We start from the raw sequence: 20137 nt of genomic DNA on the forward strand, positions 1-20137 counted from the left end.
AGTGCGCTGGCCCGAAACGTCCGGATCTTCGTCTCCATGCCGTCCCCATTGCTGCAGTCCCCCCTGGCGCCGGCGCTGCATGCGCCGACAAGAACCCGCTATCTGCTGACCCACGTCGGGGGCGTGACGCTGTTGCTGGCCTGTATGGCCTGGTGGTCACAGGCGTCGGGACTGGACATGCGCATCGCGCGCGCGCTGTTCGATCCGCTGCTGGACGACTTTCCGCTGCATGGCAGCCGGTGGCTTGAATTGCGGGGCCACCGGATGGTGCTGGCGCTGCCGATCAGCGTGGGTCTGGCCGCGGCGGGCGTTGCAGCGGGCAGCTACCGCATCGCGGCGTGGCGGCGCTGGCGCGGGGTGGCCTGTGCCGTCGCGATCACGTGCTTGACGGGGCAACTGCTCATTACGCAACTCAAGCATCACACCATGCTGCCGCGCCCCTACGATCTGGAGACGTTGGGCGGCTATACGCCTTATCCGGTGCACTGGTGGACCTGGGCAAAGGCGCGCGCCGGCGGCGCGTTGCCCAGCGGCCATGCCGGCGCGGGCTACGCCTTGCTGACCCTTTACTTCGCGGGGTGGGCGTTGGGCCGCCCGGCGTGGCGCTGGAGCGGACTGGCGATCGGCGTGGCGGCCGGCGTGGCGTTTTCGGCGGTGCGCATTCTGCAGGGCGCGCATTTTCTCAGCCAGACGCTTTGGTCCGCCGCCCTGATGTGGCTGCTGGCGGCGGTGTTCTTCTATCCGCTGATCGCGGGGCGGGCGCCCGGATGCCCGCCCCGCCAGCACCGCGTCAGTTGAGCAGCACGCCCGGCAACCATAGCGAGAACGCCGGCACATAGGTCACCAGCGCCAGCGCGGCCAGCAGCGCGCCGTAGAACGGCCAGATGGTGCGCATGACCGTCCCCACGGATACCCCGCCGATGGCGCACCCCACAAACTGCGTGGTGCCCACCGGCGGCGTGTTCAGCCCCAGCGCGCAGTTCAGCAGCAGCACCATGCCGAACTGCACCGGCCCCATGCCGTACTGCATGCAGATCGGCAGGAAGATCGGCGTGCAGATCAGGATGGTGGCGGCCATGTCCAGGAACGTTCCCAGCACGAACAGGATGATGTTGACCATCAGGAAGATGGCCCACGGCTCCGTCGAGATGGACGCCATCAGCTGCCCGGTCTTTTCGGCCACGCCATAGAAGCTGATCAGGTAGCCGAACGTTGCCGAAATGCCGATCAGCAGCAGCACCACGCCCGTGGTCTTCACGGCCTTGCTGGCGGCGCGCACGAACTGGTCCCAGGTCAGCGAGCGGTAGACGAAGATCGTCAGCGCCAGGGCATACAGCACCGCCACCGCCGCGGATTCCGTCGCGGTGAAGACGCCGCTCAGGATGCCGGTAATGATCAGCACCACCACGAACAACCCCGGCGCCGCGGCGACCAGCGAGCGGAACACGATGTGCCAGCCCGGAAAGGTGCCTGCCGGATAGCCGCGGCTGCGCGCCACGAAATACGCAGCGGCCAGGTTGCACACGGTCAGGATCAGGGCGGGCACCACGCCTGCCGCGATCAGCGCCGCGATGGACACCTTGCCGCCCGCGGCCAGCGTGTAGATGATGATGTTGTGGCTGGTCGGCATCAGCGCGCCCACCAGCGCCGCGTGGGTTGTGACGTTCACCGCGTAGTCAGCGTGATAGCCCTCGCGCTTCATCATCGGGATCATCACGGACCCCATCGCCGACACGTCCGCCACGGGCGATCCCGACACCCCGCCGAACAGCGTGCAGGCCACCACGTTGGACATGCCCAGGCCGCCCCGCACATGGCCCACCAGCGATTTGGCAAAGTTCACGATGCGGTCGGCGATGCCGCCGTACAGCATCAGTTCACCGGTGAAGATGAAGAAGGGGATGGCCAGGAACGAAAACGCGTTCATGCCCGAGGTCATCTGCTGGAAGGCCACCGCGAGCGGCAGGTCCTCGTACATGATGGCCGTGATGGACGACAGCCCGATGGCAAAGGCCACCGGCACGCCGATCACGAGGAACCCCATGAAGGTGAAGGAAAGCAGTGTCAGCGCCATGCCGGGACCACCTTCTGGTTGCGCAGGATCGCGATGATGTGCTCGATGGAAAAGAGCGCGATCAAGGTGCCCGACAGGGTTGCAGGAACGTACTTCCAGGCGTTGGAGATGCCCAGGTTCGGAATCTTGTAGGCCGCGACGGACTCGGCCAGCACGCCGCAATTCCAGGCCATCAGCACGCCGAACAGCAGCACGAGCAGATGGATGAAGATGCGCAGCCGCCGCTGCCCGGCGGCGGGCAGGGCGTCCAGCAGCGACTCGAAGCCGATATGGCCGGCGTCGCGCACGCCGACCGCGGCGCCCAGCATGGTGACGTACAGCACCAGCAAAAGGGCCAGGCTTTCTGCCCAGGTCGGCGTGCTGTTCAGGACGTGGCGGCCGAAGATCTGCAGCGAGACAGCGACGATCAGGCAGATCAGCCCGAAGACGCTGGTCCACATGCAGATTCGCGCCAGCCGGGCGCAGGCGCGGGAGTAGGCATCCAGCGGGGCAGCCAGGGCTTCTTCCCGGCCCCCCGCGGCGACATCTGGTTCATTCGTGGGTGTGGCCAACATGATGTCCTCACTGCACGGCCTGGATCTTGGCGACCAGATCCTTCATTTCAGGGGTGGTGACAAAGCGTTCGTACACCGGCTTCATCGCACCCTGGAACGAGGGTTTATCGACCTGCGAGATCTGCGAACCGGCCTTCTCGACCACGGCGCGCGACTTCTGCTCGCGTTCGTCCCACAGCTTGCGCATGTACGGCACCGATTCGCGCGCGGCCTCGCGCAGGATCTTCTGGTCGTCCGGCGGCAGCTTGTCCCACTGGCGCTTGGAGAAGATCAGGATCTCGGGCGTCATCGTGTGCTCGGTCAGCGAATAGAACTTTGCGACCTCGTAGTGATGCGCGCTCTCGTAGCTGGGAAAGTTGTTCTCGGCCGCATCCACCAGTCCTGTCTTGAGCGACGTGTAGACCTCGCCCATCGGCATCGGCGTGGCGTTGCCGCCCATCGCTTCCACCATCGCGACGGACAGGTCCGACTGCTGCACGCGGATTTTCAGGCCCTTGGCGTCGGCCAGCGTCTTGATCGGCTTCTTGGTCGTATACATGGAACGCGATCCGCTGTCGTACCACGCCAGTCCGACGAAGCCCGCAGCCTCGCACGAGCGCAGGATCTGGTCGCCGATCTCGCTGTCCAGCACCTTGTGCAGATGCTCTTTGGAGCGGAACAGGAACGGCAGCGACGGCACGCGCGTGGTCTGGCAGATGTTGTGCATCGCCGCGCTGGAGACGCGGGACATGGCCAGCGCGCCCAGCTTCACCTGCTCGATCGAATCATCTTCGTTGCCGAGCGCGCCGCCGGAAAACACCTTCACGGTGATGCGGCCGTTGGTCCGTTGCTTGACCAGTTCGCCGAAGTGGCGCACGGCCTGCACAGTGGGGTAATCGTCGGGATGGATGTCCGCGGAGCGCAGCTCGGCGGCGTGGGTGGCGGGAATCAGCGTCAGCAAGGCGGCCGCGGCCAGAACGGCGCGGCTCAGGTGAGGGTGCAGCATGTCTACCTCCGGATGGGGTACGGCGTTTCGTTGAGGGCCGTGATGGCCCCGAAGCTCTTTGATATGCACTGCCTGCTCGGGGTGGGCGCGCGCGAAGCCGCCCGTCGGGTGCTAACCGGCGCTGGCGGTTTCCTCCAGGCCCTGCACGCCGGGGTGCAGGGCGAATACCGCGCCATCCAGCGCGCCGGGAGCGGCGTTCGCGGGACGGATCGACGTGACGAAAAGGGTGTCCATACCGGCGCCGCCGAAGGCGCACATGGCGACCTTCGCGGCAGGCACGTCCAGGGTGCGGTCCAGACGGCCGTCGGGGGTGTAGCGGTACACCTTGCCGGCGTCGTTGCCGCAGATCCAGTAGCAGCCCGCCGCGTCCACGGCGGCGCCGTCCGGGCGGCCGGCGGGCAGGGCGGGGATGAAGACGCGGCGGTGGGACGGCATGCCGGCATCGGTGTCGTAGTCAAACGCCCAGACGGTCGCGCGCGATGGGTGCGAATCGGACAGGTACATTGTCCGGCCATCGGGACTGAAAGCCAGGCCGTTGGGCACGATCAGGTCGTCGAGCAGCACGGACGTGCCGCGCGCATCGTGGCGGTACAGTGCGCCGGCGGGCCAGGCGAGGCCCATGTCCATCACCATGGTGCCGGCCAGGAACCGGCCCTGCCGGTCGCAGCGGCCATCGTTGAACCGCATGCCGGGCGCGTTGTGGGCCACGGCGGCAAGTTGCCGGGGCAGGCAAGCCTCGCCCTCGCGCAGGGCGTCGCAGGCATAGAGGCCGTCTTCCATGGCCAGCAGCCACCCGTCGCCGCGCATCGCCATGCAGCCCGCCATCTGCGGCAACGCCCAGTGCGCGAATGCGCCGGTCTCGGGCGTCCAGCGCCACAGCGTCTTGCCGGGGATGTCGGTCCAGTAGAACGCCTTGTCCGCGCGCCGCCAGATAGGGCTTTCTCCGACGCCGCACAACAAGGTTCCAAGACGTTCGGCGGTGATGGACATGAAAGGCTTCAGGCGTTCGGGAAGGGGAAGGGGCCGGCCTTGACGAAGGCGCCGCCCTGGTAGCGCGCCGCGGGATCGTCCGCGGCCAGCGGGGGCTGCGCCTCGACCTGCGCGCGGAAGCGCTCGGAAGAGTCCTTGGGCGCAAAACCAAGCACGGCCGCGCCGCTGTTGTCCCACCAGCTGTCGCGATTGGCCGACGCACCATACACGATGAGGTGGCCGACGTCGGGAGTGAAAAGGGATCGGACAACCAGATCGGTCAGGTCGTCGTGGCTGAGCCAGGTGACCAGCATGCGCCGGTCCCTGGGTTCGGGAAACGACGAGCCGATGCGCAGGCAGACGGTCTGGATGCCATATCGGTCGAAGTAGAAGCGCGACAGGTTTTCGCCGTAGGCCTTGCTCAGGCCGTAATAGCCGTCGGGTCGCAGCGGCACGTCGGCGTCCAGGGTCTGTCCCTGTTCATAAAAGCCGATGACGTGGTTGGAGCTGGCAAACACCACGCGCCGCACGCCGTGCAGGCGGGCCGCCTCGTAGACGTTGTAGACGCCCTGGATATTGGCCGGCAGGATTTCTTCGAAGGGGCGCTCGACTGACACGCCGCCCAGATGCACGATGGCGTCCGTGCCGCGCACCAGTTCCGACACGGCGGACGCGTCGGCGAGATTGCATTGCACGACCTCTTCGCCGTCTTGTGCGGGGGCCATCGCCGCCACGTCGGAGACGCGCAGGATGTCCGCATGAGCTTTCAATCGGGGACGCAGTACCAGGCCCAGGTTGCCGGCGGCGCCGGTCAATAACAAACGATGACACCGAAGGGATTCAGGCATGTTGTTGACAGCTCGGCTCATGACGCAACGCTCTGTGAATGGCGCGGTGGAGTGGACTTGTCTGGTACGTTATCGTACAACTGTCGCAAAGTATAATGAACGCCATTTTTCAGCGTCAAGCGCTGCGCAACCGCTTCCGGATAATCCCTGATGAACGCTCCCGCCGATACCCCTGTTTTGCCGCAGCGTCGTCCCCGCAACCTGGCGCAAGGCCTGGTTGAAAACATTTCCGAACGCATCCGCAGCGGTGAAATCCGCCCGGGCGACAAGCTCCCCACCGAATCCGCCATCATGCGTCAGTTCGGCGTAAGCCGCACCGTCGTGCGCGAGGCGCTGTCGCGTCTGCAGGCCTCGGGTCTGGTCGAAACGCATCACGGCGTGGGCACCTATGCGCTTGAGCCTAGCGGCGGCGGCGACTTCCGCGTCGACCCGGCCGACATCGCCACCGTGCGCGACGTGCTGGTGCTGCTGGAACTGCGCATCTGCCTGGAAAGCGAGGCCGCGGGCCTGGCCGCCATCCGCCGCAGCGACGAACAGTTGCAGGCGATGCGTCGCGCGCTGGATGCCTTCAAACAGGCGCTGGATGCGGGCGGTGACACCATCACGCCGGACTTTCAATTCCATCTGCTGGTGGCCCAATCCACCGACAACCGTTACTTCGCGGACCTCATGGCGCACCTGGGCTCGGCCATCATTCCCCGCACCCGCATCAACTCCGCCAAGTTCGCCCTCGAAGACCGCGCCGCCTATCTGGCGCGCGTGAATCTCGAACACGAAGACATCTACAGCGCAATCACGCGCCAGGACCCCGAGGCCGCCCGCGCCGCCATGCGCACGCACCTGAGCAACAGCCGCGAACGCCTGCGGCGCGCGCAATAGCCATCATATTGAAGGCGATTGGTCCACGTGTGATGTCGTACAACGTTTGAACCGCCTCTCGTCGCCGTTGATAAGCCCGAAACCGCGTTACTCTTGGCGCGGTTATTTTTTTGGTTCTCGAAACGGCATGGTTCTGCGCGGCACATCAGGCAATACGCATTCTTCGTTGGGACAGGCATGTCCCGTTGCTCGGAGGGTCGCGGCATGCGTCGCCTGACACTTCGATTCATCATCGCCATCCTGGTGCTGCTGACACTGTCGCGGCTGGGATTGGCCTTCTGGATGTGGGACCGCGTCGAAGCGGCCGGGGGCTTCGGGCCGCTCCTCTTTGGCGGACTGCGCATCGACGTGTGCCTGCTGTCGATGGTGATCGCGCTGCCGGCGGTGTTTTCGCCGTGGTTCGGCCACCGTCCGCTTGCCGCGCGCATTACCGCGTGGTGGTTCCGCGTGTGGTGGATGCTGTACGTGCTGCTGGAAGTGTCCACCCCGCAATTCATCGCGGAATACGACACCCGTCCCAATCGCCTCTACTTCATCTACCTGCTCAATCCGAAGGAAGTGGGCTCGATGCTGTGGCAGGGCTACAAGGGCGTGCTGCTGGCCGCCTTCGTGGTGCTGGTCCTGGCGGCCTGGCTTGCGGTCAAGCTGTTCCCGACGCGCACGCGCGATCCGTTCATGGGATGGTGGAAGCGGCCTGTCGCATCCTTTGTGATCCTGGCGCTGGTGTTCCTGGGCGCGCGCGGCACGCTCGAGCATCGCCCCATCAATCCCGCCAAGGTGGCCTTCAGCTCGGACGCCATGGTGAACGCGCTGGCGCTCAATTCGCTGTACAGCGTGTTCGACGCGGCCTATCGCATGCGCGACGAACGCTCGTCGGCCGCGATGTATCCCAAGATGGCCGTGGACGAGATGAACGCCATCGTGCGCGAGAAGGCCGGCATGACCGGCGCGCCAATAGATCCGACGCTGCCCAGCCTGCATGAGCAGAAGGCAACCGTGCGGCGCGACAAACCACTGAACGTGGTGATCATCCTGCAGGAAAGCCTGGGCGCGCAATACGTCGGCAGCCTGGGGGGCCGCGACCTCACGCCGAACATCGACCGGCTGGGCAAGGAAGGCTGGATGTTCCACCGCGCCTACGCCACCGGCACGCGTTCGGTGCGCGGCATCGAAGCCGTCACCGCGGGCTTTTTGCCCAGCGTGGCCGATGCCGTGGTCAAGCTGCCGCGTTCGCAGACGGGCTTTTTCACACTGGCGCAGTTGCTGGGCAAGCACGGCTATCACTCGCGCTTCGTGTATGGCGGCGAGTCCCACTTCGACAACATGCGCGCCTTCTTCCTGGGCAACGGCTTTGACGAGATCGTGGACCGGCCCAAGTTCGTCGACCCCGTGTTCGAGGGATCGTGGGGCGCCTCCGATGAAGACATGTTCAATCAGGTCGACCGCCTGCTGCGCGCGGACGGCGACAAGCCGGTGTTCACGCTGGCGTTCTCGGTGACCAACCATTCGCCGTGGGAATATCCGCCCGGGCGCATCCAGCCCGTGGGCGATCCGGCCACGGTGGATAACACGGTGCGCTATGCGGACTGGGCGCTGGGCCAGTTCTTCGACAAGGCGCGCAAGGCGCCGTATTGGGACAACACGGTCTTCCTGGTCATCGCCGACCACGATTCGCGCGTTTACGGCTCCATTCCCGTGCCGGTACGGCATTTCCAGATTCCAGCGCTGATCCTCGGCGCGGGCATCGCGCCGCGGCAGGACGATCGGCTGGTCAGCCAGATCGACATGGCGCCGACGCTGCTGTCCTTGATCGGCCTGGATAATGTGAACCCCATGCTGGGCGCCGATCTGACGCAGCGCGATCCGAACCGCGCGATGATGCAATACGCGGACAACTTCGGTTATCTGAAAGGCGATCAACTGCTGGTGCTGGAGCCTTCCAAGGCGCCGCGCCAGTTCCGTTACGAGGCCGCGCCGGTGGGACAGGACGAGACGTATGCGCCGGTCGAGCCGGCGGATCCCGCGCTGACGCAGGAGGCGTTGGCGCACGCGTTGTGGGCAAGCTGGGCGTATCGCGAAGAGAAGTACCGGCTGCCGTGACGCATATGACGACCAAGGCGGCCACCCCGGCCGCCTGCCTTGATCCTGCTCAATCCGCATTCCGCGGGCCAATAGCACACTGGCGCCCATGACAACGCCCAACACGTCCTCGGGAGCCTCCCGCCCCGCATCTCCGGCGCTCTCCAGTGTCCAACACGCCGCGCAGCGCCAGCGTCCCCGTATGGCGATCCCCGTGCCGCGTGGCCGTTTTGCCTGGATCACCGGGGTCATCAGCTCGGTCTGGCTGGCCGCCAACACGCTGTTCTGGTGCCTGCTGCTGTTTCCGGTCTCGCTGCTGAAGCTGGCGTTGCCTTTTGCCGCAGTCAGGCGCCTCATCGATCCCATTCTGAATAGCATCGCCACCGCGTGGGTGGCGTGCAATTCCAGCTGGTTCGTACGCATCCAGCCGCAGGCCTGGGACATCCAGGGCAACAAGGACCTGCGCTATGCCGACTGGTATCTGGTCAACTGCAACCATCAGTCGTGGGTCGACATCTTCGTGCTGCAGTACTCGCTGAACCGGCGCATTCCGCTGCTCAAGTTCTTCCTCAAACAGCAGCTCATCTACGTGCCGGTCATCGGTCTGGCGTGGTGGGCGCTGGACTTTCCCTTCATGAAACGGCACGGCAAGGCGGCCCTGCGCAAGAACCCCGACCTGGGGCGCCAGGACCAGGAGGCCGCGCGGCGCGCCTGCGCCAAGTTTTCGCTGGTGCCCACCAGCGTGATGCTGTTTGCCGAAGGCACGCGTTTCAGCCAAGCCAAGCGCGCGGCGCAGAACTCGCCATACCGCCATCTGCTCAAGCCCAAGGCGGGCGGTCTGGCGGTGTCGTTGAATGCGATGGGGGCGCAGTTCCGGTCGATGATCGACGTCACCATCGCCTATCCGGATGGCGCGCCGAGCTTCTGGGATTTCGCCTGCGGACGCGCAGGACAAGTGCTGGTGCGCATGCGGCAATTGCCGGTGCCGCCGGCGTTTTGCGAAGCCGATTACTCGCGCGACAAGGCGTTTCGCACCACGTTCCACCAATGGCTTGGGCAGCAATGGCAGGCCAAGGACGAAGAGATCGAGGCGCTGGTGGCGCGCCCGGGGGCACCGGGTGCGGGGGCGTCAGATGGGGGGGCGCCTGCCGCGGGATCGCCCGCCGCCGGGTCGCCGGCCGCCGGATCGCCGGCCGCCGGATCGCCGGCCGTCACAAACCCGCCCGTCAACTAAATAAAAAAAGCCACGCAGCGGTCGCGCCGCTGCGTGGCTTTGTCCATGCCGCCTGAGCGTCAGACGCACGCGGGCAGCACCACGCCCGAGCACTCGCCGAAGCCGATACGCGGATAGCCCGCCTTCACGCATTCGGCGCGGATGATGATCTGGTCGCCATCCTGCAGGAAGGTGCGCTTCTCGCCCCACGGCAGTTCGATCGGCGCCTTGCCGCCATTGCTCAGTTCCAGCAGCGACCCCGCTTCCGAAGGCTGCGGGCCGGACAGCGTGCCGGTGCCCAGCATGTCGCCCGGCTGCAGGTTGCAGCCATTGACCGTGTGATGCGTGATGAGCTGCGCGACGTTCCAGTAGGCGTCGCGGAAATTGCTGCTGGACAGCTTCACCGGCGGCTTGCTGTCGGCGCGCGATTGTTCGGTGGTCATCAGCACCTGCATTTGGACGTCGTACGCGCCTTTGGCCCGATTGGCGTCGGAGGCCAGGTAAGGCATCGGCTGCGGCTCGCCCGCGCCGCGGGTCCATTGCGTGCGGAACGGCTCCAGCGCTTCCATCGTGACGATCCACGGCGAGATCGTGGACGCGAAGTTCTTGGACAGGAAGGGGCCGAGCGGCTGGTATTCCCAGGCCTGGATGTCGCGCGCCGACCAGTCGTTCAGGATGCACAGGCCGAACACGTGCGAATCCGCGTCGGCCAGCGTGATGCGTTCGCCCTGCGCGTTGCCGGTGCCCACGAAAATGCCCAGCTCCAGTTCATAGTCCAGCCTTGCGCACGGGCCGAATTGCGGCGCTTCGCCTTCGTTGGCGGGACGCGTCTGGCCGACCGGGCGCGGGAATTTCTGGTCCACGCCAATGCTGGAGGCGCGGCCGTGATAGCCGATCGGCACCCACTTGTAGTTGGGCAGCAGGGGGTTGTCAGGACGGAACTGCTTGCCCACGGCGGTGGCGTGGTGCACCGAGATATAGAAGTCGGTGTAGTCGCCGATGCGGGCGGGCGTGGTGTATTCGGCGTCAGCCTGCGCGACCAGCAGCGGTTCCACCGTGGCGCGCAGGGCGGCGCCTTCGCGCAGCGCGCGCGACAGCGCCAGGCGCAGCGCGCTCCAGTGCGATTGGCCCAGGGCCATCAGCGCATTCAGACTATCGGTGGCGCAGGCGGCCAGGGCATCCGCGGCCAGGCCTTCGAACGGCTGCTTGCCGGCCAGCGCGGCCAGGTCCAGGATCTGGTCGCCGATGGCCACGCCGGGGCGGAAGGATTCCTGCGAGCCCTTGCGGCGGAATGCGCCGTAGGGCAGGTTCTGCACGGGGAAATCCGACGTGTCCGAATTGGCGCTGGCGACCCAGCTCTTCAAGGACGGGTCGTGCGTTTCGTTGATCGTGGTGGTCATGGCTGCGTGTCTCGGTCAGTGTGGTTATGGGGGGCTGGCCGGGCGCTCGAGCGGTTCGTGCGCCGGATGAATCAAACGCCAAACGGCGATGCGCTGTTCGCGCATCGCCGCCGGCAACAAAGGCTGACGCGGTCGCGTCACGCCTTCTTGGGATCGAAGTGCTTTGCGATGCCCTGCCAGCACCGGTAGTAATCGCCCTGCAATTCTACCGACGCCAGCGCCTGCTCCGTCGGGCGGATCACGCGGCGGGTCTCGAACATGAACGCCATCGTGTCGCGGATGTAATGCGCCTTGCTGGTGTCCGCGTGCGACGCCTTCTCAAACGTTTCGGCGTCGGGACCGTGGCCGCTCATGCAGTTGTGCAGGCTGGCGCCGCCGGGCGCGAACCCGTCGGCCTTGGCGTCGTACACGCCCTGGATCAGGCCCATGAATTCGCTGGCGATGTTCCGATGGAACCAGGGCGGACGGAACGTGTTCTCCATGGCCAGGACGCGCGGCGGGAAGATCGCGAAGTCCATATTGGCCGTGCCCGGGGTGTCCGATGGCGCCGTCAGCACCGTGAAGATCGAGGGATCGGGGTGGTCGAAGCTGATCGATCCGATGGTGTTGAAGTGGCGCAGGTCGTACTTGTAGGGGGCATGCGTGCCGTGCCAGGCCACCACGTTCAGGGGCGAATGGTCGATCGCGGCACGCCAGAAGCCGCCTGTGAACTTGGCGATCAGTTCAAAGTCGCCGTCCACGTCTTCGTACCAAGCCACGGGCGTCTTGAAGTCGCGCGCGTTGGCCAGACAGTTCGAGCCGATGGGACCCAGTTCCGGCAGGCGCAGCGCCGCGCCGAAGTTCTCGAGCATGTAGCCGCGCGCCGTGCCGTCCAGCAGTTCCACGCGGAATCGCACGCCGCGGGGGATGACGGCGATTTCCAGCGGTTCCAGGTCGATAAGACCCAGTTCGGTGGCCAGGCGCAGGCGCCCCTCTTGCGGCACCAGCAGCAGTTCGCCGTCGGCGTTGTAGAAGAAGCGGCCCTGCATCGAGCGGTTGGCGGCATACAGATGGATGCCCACGCCGCCCTGTTCGTCGGGGCCGCCATTGCCGCCCCATGTCTTCACGCCTTCCAGAAAATCCGTGGGGGTATCGGGAATCGGCATCGGGCTCCAGCGCAGCTGGTTCGGCGTGACCGGGCCGTGGCCGAAGGTGCTCAGCCAGCCGGCGGCGCCGCCGAACGCTTCAAAGGGCTTGTGCTGCGCGCCCGGACGGATGCGGTACAGCCACGAACGGCGGTTTTCCGCGCGCGGCGCCGTGAAGGCGGTGCCGGACAGCTGCTCGGCGTACAGGCCGTAAGGACATTGCTGCGGTGAATTGCGGCCAGCGGGCAGGGCGCCGGGCAAGGCCTCGGTTGCGCATTCGTTGCCGAAGCCGGACTGATATTGCAGTTCCATGGAATCCTCCTGGGTGGCGGGCGCGGTGCTTGGCCGCGCAGCTTGGTGTGGTGGCGGGACGGGCGCCGCCCGAGCCGATGTGCCATTGTCGGAAAAAATCCCTGTTGCGGCTACGGGAATGCAAAAATAGCGACTATAAATTTCGTGAATAGTACGGGGCGCCGATGGCCGAACTGCGCGATGTCGATCTGAACCTGTTGCTGCTGTTTCAACACCTGCTGGAAGACCGCAACCTGTCAGCGGTGGCGCGGCGCATGGACCTGTCGCAACCCGCGGTGAGCAATGCGCTGCGGCGCCTGCGCGTGGCATTCGGCGATGAACTCTTCGTACGTACCGCGCAGGGCATGCTGCCGACGCCGCGCGCCCAGCGCCTGGCCGGACCCGTCAGTGAAGCGCTGGGGTTGCTTTCGCAGGCCTTGCAGGACCAGGACGAGTTCGATGCGACGACCAGCACCCGGCGCTTTCGTGTGGCCATGACCGACGTCGGCGAAATCCACTTCATGCCGCGCCTCATGGAAGTCTGCGTGCAGAAGGCGCCGCACGTGCGCATCGACTCGGTGCGGGTGCTGGGGCCGGATCTGCCGCGCGAGATGGAGTCGGGCAGGGTGGACCTGGCAATCGGCGCGTTCGATGAAATGGGAGCCGGCACGCTGCAGCGGATGCTGTTTCGTCAGGGCTACGCCACGCTCTTCCGCCAGGCGCATCCCACCGCGCATGCGGGCATGGGGATCAAGGCGTTTCGCGCGGAGCGTCATCTGATCGTGTCGCGCGCGGCGCCTTATGGGCAGGTGAATCAGTCGATGGAGCGGGCCGGGGTGGACCTGGCCGAGCATTTCAGCGTGCCGCATTTTTCCGCGGTGCCCTATATCGTCAGCGCGACGGATCTGCTGGCGACCGTGCCGGAGAAGCTGGCGGCCAGCGCCGCCGCACCGTTCGGCCTGCGCTTCATGACGCCACCGCTGAAAGTGCCCGCGCTGCAGACCAACATGTACTGGCAGCGCAGGGTGGATCGCGACGGCGGCAATCAGTGGCTGCGCGCGTTGATCGTCAATACCTTCGCGGTGGGCTCATGAGGGCCCGCGCGCGGCGTTGACGCCGCCGCGGACCCCACGCCGCTTGGATCGGACGCGCGCCGTCTTGAATTGCCGCCTTAAACCGCCTGCGTCACGGACGCGCGCGCATGCTGCAGCGCTTCCTTCAGCAGGGGCAGGTCGCCCAGGTGGTTCGCCAGCAGCAGGATCAGCGCCGCATTCAGCTCCTGGCTCTGCTCGTTCGTCAGGTCGCGATGGGCGTCGATCAGCGCTTCATAGAAGTCGTCCGGCGCGCTCAGGTTGGTTTCGGTGATAAGCATGGTGACAACCTCGGGAATCACTCGCGGCCCGTCGCGCGCTGAACGGCGGCGGCAACGGCGTCGGGATTGAAAACGCGCCAGCGCGCGGCGATGTGCTGGTCGGGGCGGATCAGGTAGGCGGTGCCGTCCTGCGCGTCGTAGCGCTTGGCCAGGCAGCCTTCGCTGTCGCGCACCACGGGCACGTCCGCGGCCACGGCGGACAGGTCGCACTGCATATCGGCCACCAGCACGGCTTTGACGGGCACCGGCGCCATCCGCAGCGCCTGCAACGCCATCAGCGTGTCGCGGCCGGGCAGCGTGCCAACGCAGAACACCGCCAGCACGAACTCGCCATCCAGTTGCGACAGCCACCAGCCCGCTTCGCCCTGAACCTGCAACGGCGCATCCAGCGCCACCGCGCCCGGCATCATGCGGCCGGTGAAGGCGTCGGCATCCGGCGTGTTCAGGGGCGATCCGGCGTAGGTGGCCGGCAGCGAAAGCCGCCCACTGTTCACGAGCGATCGCGCAAACGGGTGGTCTTTCGCCAGATTCAGCACCGCATTGCGGAAGCTGCGGCTGATGTCGCTCTTGGGCGTAATGAAGTCGGTGGCGCGCGACGAGTTCAGGATGTTCTCGTCGGCCGCGAATTCACGCTCGGCGCTGTAGCTGTCGATCAGCGTATCGGGCGCCAGGCCGGCCACGACAAGCTTGAGCTTCCACGCCAGGTTCTCGGCATCCTGCACGCCGCTGTTGGCGCCGCGCGCACCGAACGGCGACACGCGATGCGCGGAGTCGCCCGCGAACACGATGCGGCCGTGGCGGAACTTGTCCATGCGTTCGCACGCAAACGTGTAGACGCTGACCCATTCCAGTTCGAACTGCGCATCCGGACCCAGCAGCGCCCGGATGCGCGGCAGCACGTTCTCGGGCTTGACCGCTTCAACGGGGTCGGCGTTCCAGCCGAGCTGGAAATCGATGCGCCAGACGTTGTCGGGCTGCCGGTGCAGCAGCACGGATTGATTCGGGTGAAAAGGCGGATCGAACCAGAACCAGCGTTCGGACGGAAAATCCGCGGTCATCTTGACGTCGGCGATCAGGAAGCGGTCGCGGAAGATGCGGCCGTGGCTTTCCTGGCCGATCAGCTTGCGCACCGGCGATCGTGCGCCGTCGCAGGCGATCAGCCAATCGGCATGCAGCGTGTACGGGCCTTCGGGCGTTTCGACGGTCAGCGTCACGCCGTCATTGCCCTGCATGACGCCGGCGACCTTGTTCTTCCAGCGCAGCTCGATGTTGGGCTGCTGGCGGGCCTGCTCGTATAGATAGCCTTCGGCGTAGTACTGCTGCAGATTGATGAATGCCGGCCGGCGGTGGCCGGGTTCGGGCAGCAGGTCGAAGCGCCAGACCTCCTGCTCGCGGAAGAAAATCTTGCCGACGTTCCACGACACGCCCTTGTCGATCATGCGCTGGCCAACGCCCAGGCGATCCCAGATTTCGAGCGTGCGCTTGGAAAAGCAGATGGCGCGCGACCCTGTGGACAAGCGGTAGTCGTCGTCCAGCACCACCACGCGCACGCCCTGGCGCGCCAGGTCCAGCGCCGTAGTCAGGCCGACGGGGCCGGCGCCCACCACCACGACCTGATGGCGCGCCGGGTCGGCCGCCGTCTGGTCCGCGTGCTTTTCATAGGCGAACTCCATCGCCTGAAAGTCGATGTCTCCCACGGTTGTCTCCTGTGTGGGTCATTTTTTTATTTATGCGGACACGCTGCGCCGCAAGGGTCGCGCGTGTCCGGTTCTTGCTTGTTCGGGGCCTGGAGGAAGATCAGCCTTCCAGCTGGGCCCACATTTCCAGGTCGCGCTTGTCCGTCCAGATGCGCGGATGCGTGTGGCCCGAGGCCTCGTCATAGGCGCGCGACACGTCAAACGGCATGCAGTGGTCGAAGATGACCCAGTCGCTGTAGCGCGGCTTCATGAAGTCGTAGACCTCGCGGTAGATCGTCTTCAGGTCCTTGCCCTCGGCCACGCCGCGGTTCACGGCGCCGTACAGGTCCGTCAGGAAGGCGCGTGTGCCGGCCAGGCCCTGGCGCACTTCGGTGGCGTTCTTGAGCGCCGGGCCGCGGCCGGGCACCATTTTCTCGGCTTCAAAGCCCCACAGTGCGTCCAGCGTGGTGGGCCAGTCGCGGAAGTAGGCGTCGCCGCAGTAGGGCGTGGACTGGTACTCGACCAGGTCGCCCGCGAACAGGATCTTCTGCTCGGGCAGCCAGGCGATGGTGTCGCCCTTGGTGTGGCCGCGGCCGACCTGCAGCAGCTTGACTTCCAGGTTGCCCAGGTTGACCGTCATTTCGCCCTTGAACGTCATGGTCGGCCAGACGAGACCCGGCGGAATCGATTCGGCGTTGCGGAACAGGCGGGGGAATCGGCCGATTTCGCTGGCCTTGTCCTGCTCGCCGCGTTCGGCGATCAGGTCGTAGGTGTCGCGGCTGGCCAGGATTTCCTGGGCGTTGTAGGCCGACGCACCGAACACGCGCACGGCGTGGTAGTGCGACAGCAGGATGTACTTGATGGGCTTGTCCGTGACTTCGCGGATGCGGCGGATCACGTCCTGGGCCATGACGGGGGTGGCCTGGGTGTCGATCACCATGACGGCCTCGTCGCCGATGATCACACCCGTGTTGGGATCGCCTTCGGCGGTGTAGGCATAGGCGTTGTCGGACAGTTTTTCGAACGAGACGACCTTGTCGTCCATGTCCGCGTGCGAGGCGAATTGCTTGCTCATGGAGGCTCCTTCCACTTTTATAGGAATAGGGTGTGTGGAAGGAAATATAGTCCCGCGTTAGTTTTCGTGCAATACGTTTGCTATAAACGAATTCCCCAGTTGTAACGGCGATTTCCCCAGGCGCTTAGGGCGGGTGGCGGTCAATTCCGCTGGCATTTCGGGCAGTAGTAGGTGGCCCGCTGCCCCTGGACGAAACGGCGGATGGGGGTGGCGCAGACCCGGCAGGGCAGGCCTTCGCGTTCGTACACGGCCGCGTGGATCTCGAAATAGGCTCCCGGCTCGCCGCTGGCGCCCACGTAGTCGCGCAGCGTGCTGCCGCCGGAGGTCAGCGCGTCGGCCAGCGTGGCGCGCACCATGTCTGCCAGCCGCTCGCAGCGGGCCAGCGACAGCTTGTTTGCGGGCGTCTTGGGATTGATCCGGGCGCGGAACAGACTTTCGGACGCATAGATATTGCCCACGCCGACCACCGCCATACCGGCCAGCAGCACCTGCTTGATGGCGGCGGAATGGTTCTGGAAATGCCGGTGCAGCCAGGCCCCGTCGAACCGCGGATCGAAGGGTTCGATGCCCAGCTTGGCCAGCAACGGGTGCGCCTCGATGGGCCCCGCTTCGGCGTCGTGCCACAGCACCGCGCCGAAGCGCCGCGGATCGTGCAGGCGCAGGACCGCGCCGTCGAAGATCCATTCGACATGATCGTGCTTGCGCAGGAATTCGCCGGGCGCCACGCTGCGCAGCGAGCCCGACATGCCCAGATGCACGATCTGGGTGCCATGTTCGAAGCGCAGGAGCAGGTACTTGCCGCGCCGCGCGCATTCCAGCACCGTGCGTCCGCCGATCAGGGACGGCAGCTCCGGCGGGATGGGCCAACGCATGCGGGGTTCGTGAACGACCAGTCGCGAGAGCGTCTGGCCGGTGATGATGGCGTCGATTCCTCGGCGCGTGGTTTCGACTTCAGGCAGTTCCGGCATGAGCCAGTGTAAGATCATCAATTGCGTGTACGAAGATTGTGCCATCAACCGGACGGGCCGCGTGAAGTCGTCTTTTAAACAAATGAATATCGGGATCGCCGCGTTGGGGCTTGCGCTGGCAGCAATCATGGCCCCGCCGGCCCAGGCCGCCGACGGCCGGACGCGTGACGCGACGGGCCCCCGGATGGCCCCCCAAAGCCGCCAGCCTGAAACCGAAGTCATCCGCCTGCGCCCAGGTCAACTGCCTTATGTGTCGCTGACCGGCGATATCTTCTACCGCGTACTGGCTTCCGAAATCGCCGCCCAGCGGGGCATGTACGGCACCGCCGCCACCACCATGGTCGGTCTGGCCCGTGACACCGGCGATCCCCGTCTTGCCCGCCGCGGCCTTGAATTCCAGCTTGCCGGCGGCAACCTGCCCGGCGCGCTGGACGCGGCCCGCGTCTGGGCCCGCCTGGCTCCCAACGACGTCGAAGCCAGCTCCACCGAACTGGCGCTGGCGGCTGCCAATGGCCAGACCAAGGGCTTGGCCCAGGCCCTGCGCAAACGCATCGATTCCTCGCGCGACAAGCCCGCCGCCATCGGCCAGGCGCTTGCCGTGCTCAGCCGCCTGAACGACCGGCGCCTGGCGCTGCGCATCCTGGACGAATCCCTGAGCGACAGCGTGCGCAAGCTGCCCGCCGCCCATCTGGCGCTGGCCGATGTGGCCTCCGCCGCCGGCGACTACGAGCGTGCCGCGCAGGAATCCCGCGCCGCGCTGGCCGCCGATCCCAAATCCGAAGGCGCCGCCCAGCGCGTGCTGGAGTACGGCTCCAAGGTCGACCCCAAGCGCGCGCAGACTGAAGCCCGCACTTTCATCAACCGCAATCCGGGCGCCCGCAAGGTGCGCCTGATGCTGGCCGGTCAACTGGCCGACAGCGGCGACTACGACGCCGCGCTGGCCGAACTGCAAGCCATGTCGCGCCGGTCGCCTGAAGACTTCGACCTGCTCTTCATGCAGGCGCAACTGGCGTACAAGTCCGGGCAGCTTCCGCAGGCCAAGACCTTGCTGCAGCAGTATCTGGACGTCCAGAACCAGCGCCAGCGGGCCACGGTCCCGGGCGCGACCGACGCCGGCGCCGCCGCCGCCGATGCCCATGTGCTGCTGGCGCGCATCGCCGAAGACCAGGGCCATTACGACGAAGCCATCGCCGAACTCGGCCGCATCGATGACCCCACGCTGCGCTATTCCGTGCGCATGCGCCAGGCCGCGCTGCGCGCCAAGAGCGGCCGCGTGGATGACGCGCTGGCCATGATCGACTCGGCCGGCCCGCAGGACGAAGAAGAACGCGCCCTGGGCGCGCTGACCAAGGCGCAGATCCTGCGCGACGCCGATCGGATCGGCCAGGCGGTCACCGCCCTGGAAGCCGCCGACCAGGCGCTGCCGGACACGGTCGAAATCAAATACGAACTGGCGATGCTGTACGAACGCCAGAACCGCCTCTCTGACCTGGAACGCATGCTGCGTCAGGTCATCGCGCTGGATCCGGATCACGCCCATGCGTACAACGCGCTGGGCTACACGCTGGCGGACCACAATCAGCGCCTGCCCGAGGCCCTGGACCTGATCACGCAGGCGCTGGAGTTGTCGCCCAACGATCCGTTCATTCTCGACAGCATGGGCTGGGTCAAATTCCGCATGGGCGACACCACCGCCGCCGCGGATTATCTGCGCCGCGCCTACAGCGTGCGTCCCGAAGCCGACATCGCCGCGCATCTGGCCGAGGTGCTTTGGGCGCAAGGCAAGCGCGATCAGGCCATGGACCTGCTGCGCGCGGCCCTGCAGAAAGATCCCAAGAACAAGACGGTTCAGGACGTCGTGAAGCGTCTGGGGGTCAGCCTGTGACGGCAGTATTTGCAGGATTGCGCGGCGCCGCGGCCAGCGTGCGCTGGATGGCAATGGCGCTGTTGGCCTTCACCCTGGCAGCATGCACGTCGTTGCCCAAGCCGATCGAAGGCGCCAGCGCCGATGCGTTTTCTCGCATCGGGCGCTTTGCCATTACCGTCAACGAAGAAAGCGGCAAGCAAAACGCGGTGCAGGGCGGTTTTTCCTGGTCCGACGATGGCCGCCGTTATGTGCTGGACTTGACCAACCCGCTGGGCTCGACCGAAGCGCGAGTGGAAGGCACCCCCGGCGCCGCCAGCCTCACCAAGGCAGACGGCACCCGGCTGGTCGCCGACAACCCGGATGCGCTCGCCGAAGACGCGCTGGGCAGCAGCATGCCGGTGTCCGGGCTGCGCGACTGGCTGCGTGGCAAGGTGCCCGCAGACCCCGAGGCCACCGACGTCACCCGCGACGAACTGGGCCGCCCCGTGGCATTCGAACAGGGCGGCTGGCGCGCCAAGCTTTCCCGCTACGACGAAAAAGGCCCGCAACTGCTGGTGCTGGAGCGCCAGGAACCCGGACGCCGCATCCTCGTTCGGCTGGTCGTCAACCAGTCGTGAGCGCGCGCGGCGTCAGGCGCCGCGCTGGGTGATTCGGGTAAACCCTTATCACATCGCCTTCATTCCAATCAAGCGAATAACCGCCGCAAATCCGGGCGTGTTACCGCTTGAAATATATTGACTTCACTGAATAATTCTCCCTGCCC

18 protein-coding genes are annotated in these 20137 nt (G+C 66.1%); 7 read left to right on the forward strand and 11 right to left on the reverse strand.

What is annotated here, in order from left to right:
* Positions 1 to 36 precede the first annotated feature (36 nt).
* A complete protein-coding gene (locus HV681_RS07790; protein WP_254594914.1) occupies positions 37 to 798 on the forward strand; it encodes a phosphatase PAP2 family protein in 762 nt (253 codons plus the stop codon).
* On the opposite strand, the gene HV681_RS07795 is transcribed toward HV681_RS07790, so the two are convergent.
* The 5 genes from HV681_RS07795 to HV681_RS07815 form a co-directional block, all read right to left on the reverse strand.
* A complete protein-coding gene (locus tag HV681_RS07795) occupies positions 791 to 2074 on the reverse strand; it encodes a TRAP transporter large permease (protein WP_175122524.1) in 1284 nt (427 codons plus the stop codon). The genes HV681_RS07790 and HV681_RS07795 overlap by 8 nt on opposite strands.
* Positions 2065 to 2628 carry a TRAP transporter small permease gene (locus tag HV681_RS07800; RefSeq protein WP_175122525.1) on the reverse strand — a complete coding sequence of 188 codons (564 nt, stop codon included), beginning with the start codon at positions 2626 to 2628 and terminating at the stop codon, positions 2065 to 2067. Before HV681_RS07800 ends, HV681_RS07795 begins: the two co-directional genes overlap by 10 nt.
* Before the next feature lie 7 nt (positions 2629 to 2635).
* Entirely contained in the window at positions 2636 to 3613 is a 978-nt protein-coding gene (locus tag HV681_RS07805) for a TRAP transporter substrate-binding protein (protein WP_175122526.1), read from the reverse strand.
* Between the two features lie 111 nt (positions 3614 to 3724).
* On the reverse strand, positions 3725 to 4603 hold the full coding sequence (locus HV681_RS07810; protein WP_175122527.1) for an SMP-30/gluconolactonase/LRE family protein: 879 nt from the start codon (positions 4601 to 4603) through the stop codon (positions 3725 to 3727).
* Positions 4604 to 4611: 8 nt separating this feature from the next.
* Complete coding sequence (locus HV681_RS07815; protein ID WP_254594915.1) at positions 4612 to 5430, reverse strand: NAD-dependent epimerase/dehydratase family protein; 819 nt, start codon at positions 5428 to 5430, stop codon at positions 4612 to 4614.
* Between the two features lie 150 nt (positions 5431 to 5580).
* On the opposite strand from HV681_RS07815, the gene HV681_RS07820 reads away from it, so the two are divergent.
* The 3 genes from HV681_RS07820 (at position 5581) to yihG (ending at position 9622) form a co-directional block, all read left to right on the forward strand.
* Positions 5581 to 6309, forward strand: a complete 729-nt coding sequence (locus HV681_RS07820; RefSeq protein WP_175122529.1) for a FadR/GntR family transcriptional regulator — start codon at positions 5581 to 5583, stop codon at positions 6307 to 6309.
* A gap of 204 nt (positions 6310 to 6513) precedes the next feature.
* A complete protein-coding gene (locus HV681_RS07825; RefSeq protein ID WP_175122530.1) occupies positions 6514 to 8409 on the forward strand; it encodes an LTA synthase family protein in 1896 nt (631 codons plus the stop codon).
* A 181-nt stretch (positions 8410 to 8590) separates the two neighbouring features.
* Positions 8591 to 9622, forward strand: coding sequence for a 1-acylglycerol-3-phosphate O-acyltransferase, YihG family (yihG, locus tag HV681_RS07830; RefSeq protein WP_496349915.1), 1032 nt, complete (start codon positions 8591 to 8593; stop codon positions 9620 to 9622).
* A 59-nt stretch (positions 9623 to 9681) separates the two neighbouring features.
* Here the strand turns inward: yihG and fahA are convergent, their stop codons facing one another.
* Both fahA and hmgA read right to left on the reverse strand, forming a co-directional pair.
* Positions 9682 to 11001, reverse strand: coding sequence for a fumarylacetoacetase (fahA, locus tag HV681_RS07835; protein WP_175122532.1), 1320 nt, complete (start codon positions 10999 to 11001; stop codon positions 9682 to 9684).
* 137 nt (positions 11002 to 11138) lie between these two features.
* A complete protein-coding gene (hmgA, locus tag HV681_RS07840; protein ID WP_175122533.1) occupies positions 11139 to 12437 on the reverse strand; it encodes a homogentisate 1,2-dioxygenase in 1299 nt (432 codons plus the stop codon).
* Positions 12438 to 12601: 164 nt separating this feature from the next.
* Here hmgA and HV681_RS07845 point away from each other — a divergent pair, with 164 nt between their 5' ends.
* Positions 12602 to 13510 (forward strand): LysR family transcriptional regulator, encoded by a 909-nt coding sequence (locus HV681_RS07845; protein WP_175122534.1) that lies wholly within the window; start codon positions 12602 to 12604, stop codon positions 13508 to 13510.
* Positions 13511 to 13587: 77 nt separating this feature from the next.
* Here the strand turns inward: HV681_RS07845 and HV681_RS07850 are convergent, their stop codons facing one another.
* The 4 genes from HV681_RS07850 to mutM all read right to left on the reverse strand — a co-directional run bounded on the left by HV681_RS07850 (position 13588) and on the right by mutM (position 17507).
* Entirely contained in the window at positions 13588 to 13788 is a 201-nt protein-coding gene (locus tag HV681_RS07850; RefSeq protein ID WP_175122535.1) for a DUF2783 domain-containing protein, read from the reverse strand.
* 17 nt (positions 13789 to 13805) lie between these two features.
* Positions 13806 to 15485 (reverse strand): FAD-dependent oxidoreductase, encoded by a 1680-nt coding sequence (locus HV681_RS07855; protein WP_175122536.1) that lies wholly within the window; start codon positions 15483 to 15485, stop codon positions 13806 to 13808.
* Positions 15486 to 15585: 100 nt separating this feature from the next.
* Positions 15586 to 16539 (reverse strand): MBL fold metallo-hydrolase, encoded by a 954-nt coding sequence (locus HV681_RS07860; RefSeq protein ID WP_175122537.1) that lies wholly within the window; start codon positions 16537 to 16539, stop codon positions 15586 to 15588.
* Positions 16540 to 16679: 140 nt separating this feature from the next.
* Positions 16680 to 17507, reverse strand: a complete 828-nt coding sequence (gene mutM, locus HV681_RS07865; RefSeq protein ID WP_175122538.1) for a bifunctional DNA-formamidopyrimidine glycosylase/DNA-(apurinic or apyrimidinic site) lyase — start codon at positions 17505 to 17507, stop codon at positions 16680 to 16682.
* Between mutM and HV681_RS07870 the strand changes: the two genes are divergently transcribed.
* Together HV681_RS07870 and lolB are read left to right on the forward strand one after the other, a co-directional pair.
* Complete coding sequence (locus HV681_RS07870) at positions 17506 to 19392, forward strand: tetratricopeptide repeat protein (RefSeq protein WP_175122539.1); 1887 nt, start codon at positions 17506 to 17508, stop codon at positions 19390 to 19392. The genes mutM and HV681_RS07870 overlap by 2 nt on opposite strands.
* Before the next feature lie 47 nt (positions 19393 to 19439).
* Positions 19440 to 19991, forward strand: coding sequence for a lipoprotein insertase outer membrane protein LolB (lolB, locus tag HV681_RS07875; protein WP_217467838.1), 552 nt, complete (start codon positions 19440 to 19442; stop codon positions 19989 to 19991).
* Positions 19992 to 20137: the final 146 nt, after the last annotated feature.

It is taken from the genome of Achromobacter animicus (genome assembly GCF_902859585.1).
Lineage (GTDB): Bacteria > Pseudomonadota > Gammaproteobacteria > Burkholderiales > Burkholderiaceae_B > Achromobacter > Achromobacter animicus.

Bases quoted from the DNA above. Each gene is read 5' to 3' on its own strand.
- HV681_RS07810 (WP_175122527.1), bottom strand. From the start codon at position 4,603: ATGTCCATCACCGCCGAACGTCTTGGAACCTTGTTGTGCGGCGTCGGA.
- HV681_RS07845 (WP_175122534.1), top strand. From the start codon at position 12,602: ATGGCCGAACTGCGCGATGTCGATCTGAACCTGTTGCTGCTGTTTCAA.
- HV681_RS07805 (WP_175122526.1), bottom strand. From the start codon at position 3,613: ATGCTGCACCCTCACCTGAGCCGCGCCGTTCTGGCCGCGGCCGCCTTG.
- HV681_RS07820 (WP_175122529.1), top strand. From the start codon at position 5,581: ATGAACGCTCCCGCCGATACCCCTGTTTTGCCGCAGCGTCGTCCCCGC.
- yihG (WP_496349915.1), top strand. From the start codon at position 8,591: ATGGCGATCCCCGTGCCGCGTGGCCGTTTTGCCTGGATCACCGGGGTC.
- fahA (WP_175122532.1), bottom strand. From the start codon at position 11,001: ATGACCACCACGATCAACGAAACGCACGACCCGTCCTTGAAGAGCTGG.
- HV681_RS07860 (WP_175122537.1), bottom strand. From the start codon at position 16,539: ATGAGCAAGCAATTCGCCTCGCACGCGGACATGGACGACAAGGTCGTC.
- lolB (WP_217467838.1), top strand. From the start codon at position 19,440: ATGGCAATGGCGCTGTTGGCCTTCACCCTGGCAGCATGCACGTCGTTG.
- HV681_RS07870 (WP_175122539.1), top strand. From the start codon at position 17,506: ATGAGCCAGTGTAAGATCATCAATTGCGTGTACGAAGATTGTGCCATC.
- HV681_RS07800 (WP_175122525.1), bottom strand. From the start codon at position 2,628: ATGTTGGCCACACCCACGAATGAACCAGATGTCGCCGCGGGGGGCCGG.
- HV681_RS07815 (WP_254594915.1), bottom strand. From the start codon at position 5,430: ATGCCTGAATCCCTTCGGTGTCATCGTTTGTTATTGACCGGCGCCGCC.
- HV681_RS07790 (WP_254594914.1), top strand. From the start codon at position 37: ATGCCGTCCCCATTGCTGCAGTCCCCCCTGGCGCCGGCGCTGCATGCG.
- HV681_RS07850 (WP_175122535.1), bottom strand. From the start codon at position 13,788: ATGCTTATCACCGAAACCAACCTGAGCGCGCCGGACGACTTCTATGAA.
- mutM (WP_175122538.1), bottom strand. From the start codon at position 17,507: ATGCCGGAACTGCCTGAAGTCGAAACCACGCGCCGAGGAATCGACGCC.
- HV681_RS07825 (WP_175122530.1), top strand. From the start codon at position 6,514: ATGCGTCGCCTGACACTTCGATTCATCATCGCCATCCTGGTGCTGCTG.
- HV681_RS07795 (WP_175122524.1), bottom strand. From the start codon at position 2,074: ATGGCGCTGACACTGCTTTCCTTCACCTTCATGGGGTTCCTCGTGATC.
- hmgA (WP_175122533.1), bottom strand. From the start codon at position 12,437: ATGGAACTGCAATATCAGTCCGGCTTCGGCAACGAATGCGCAACCGAG.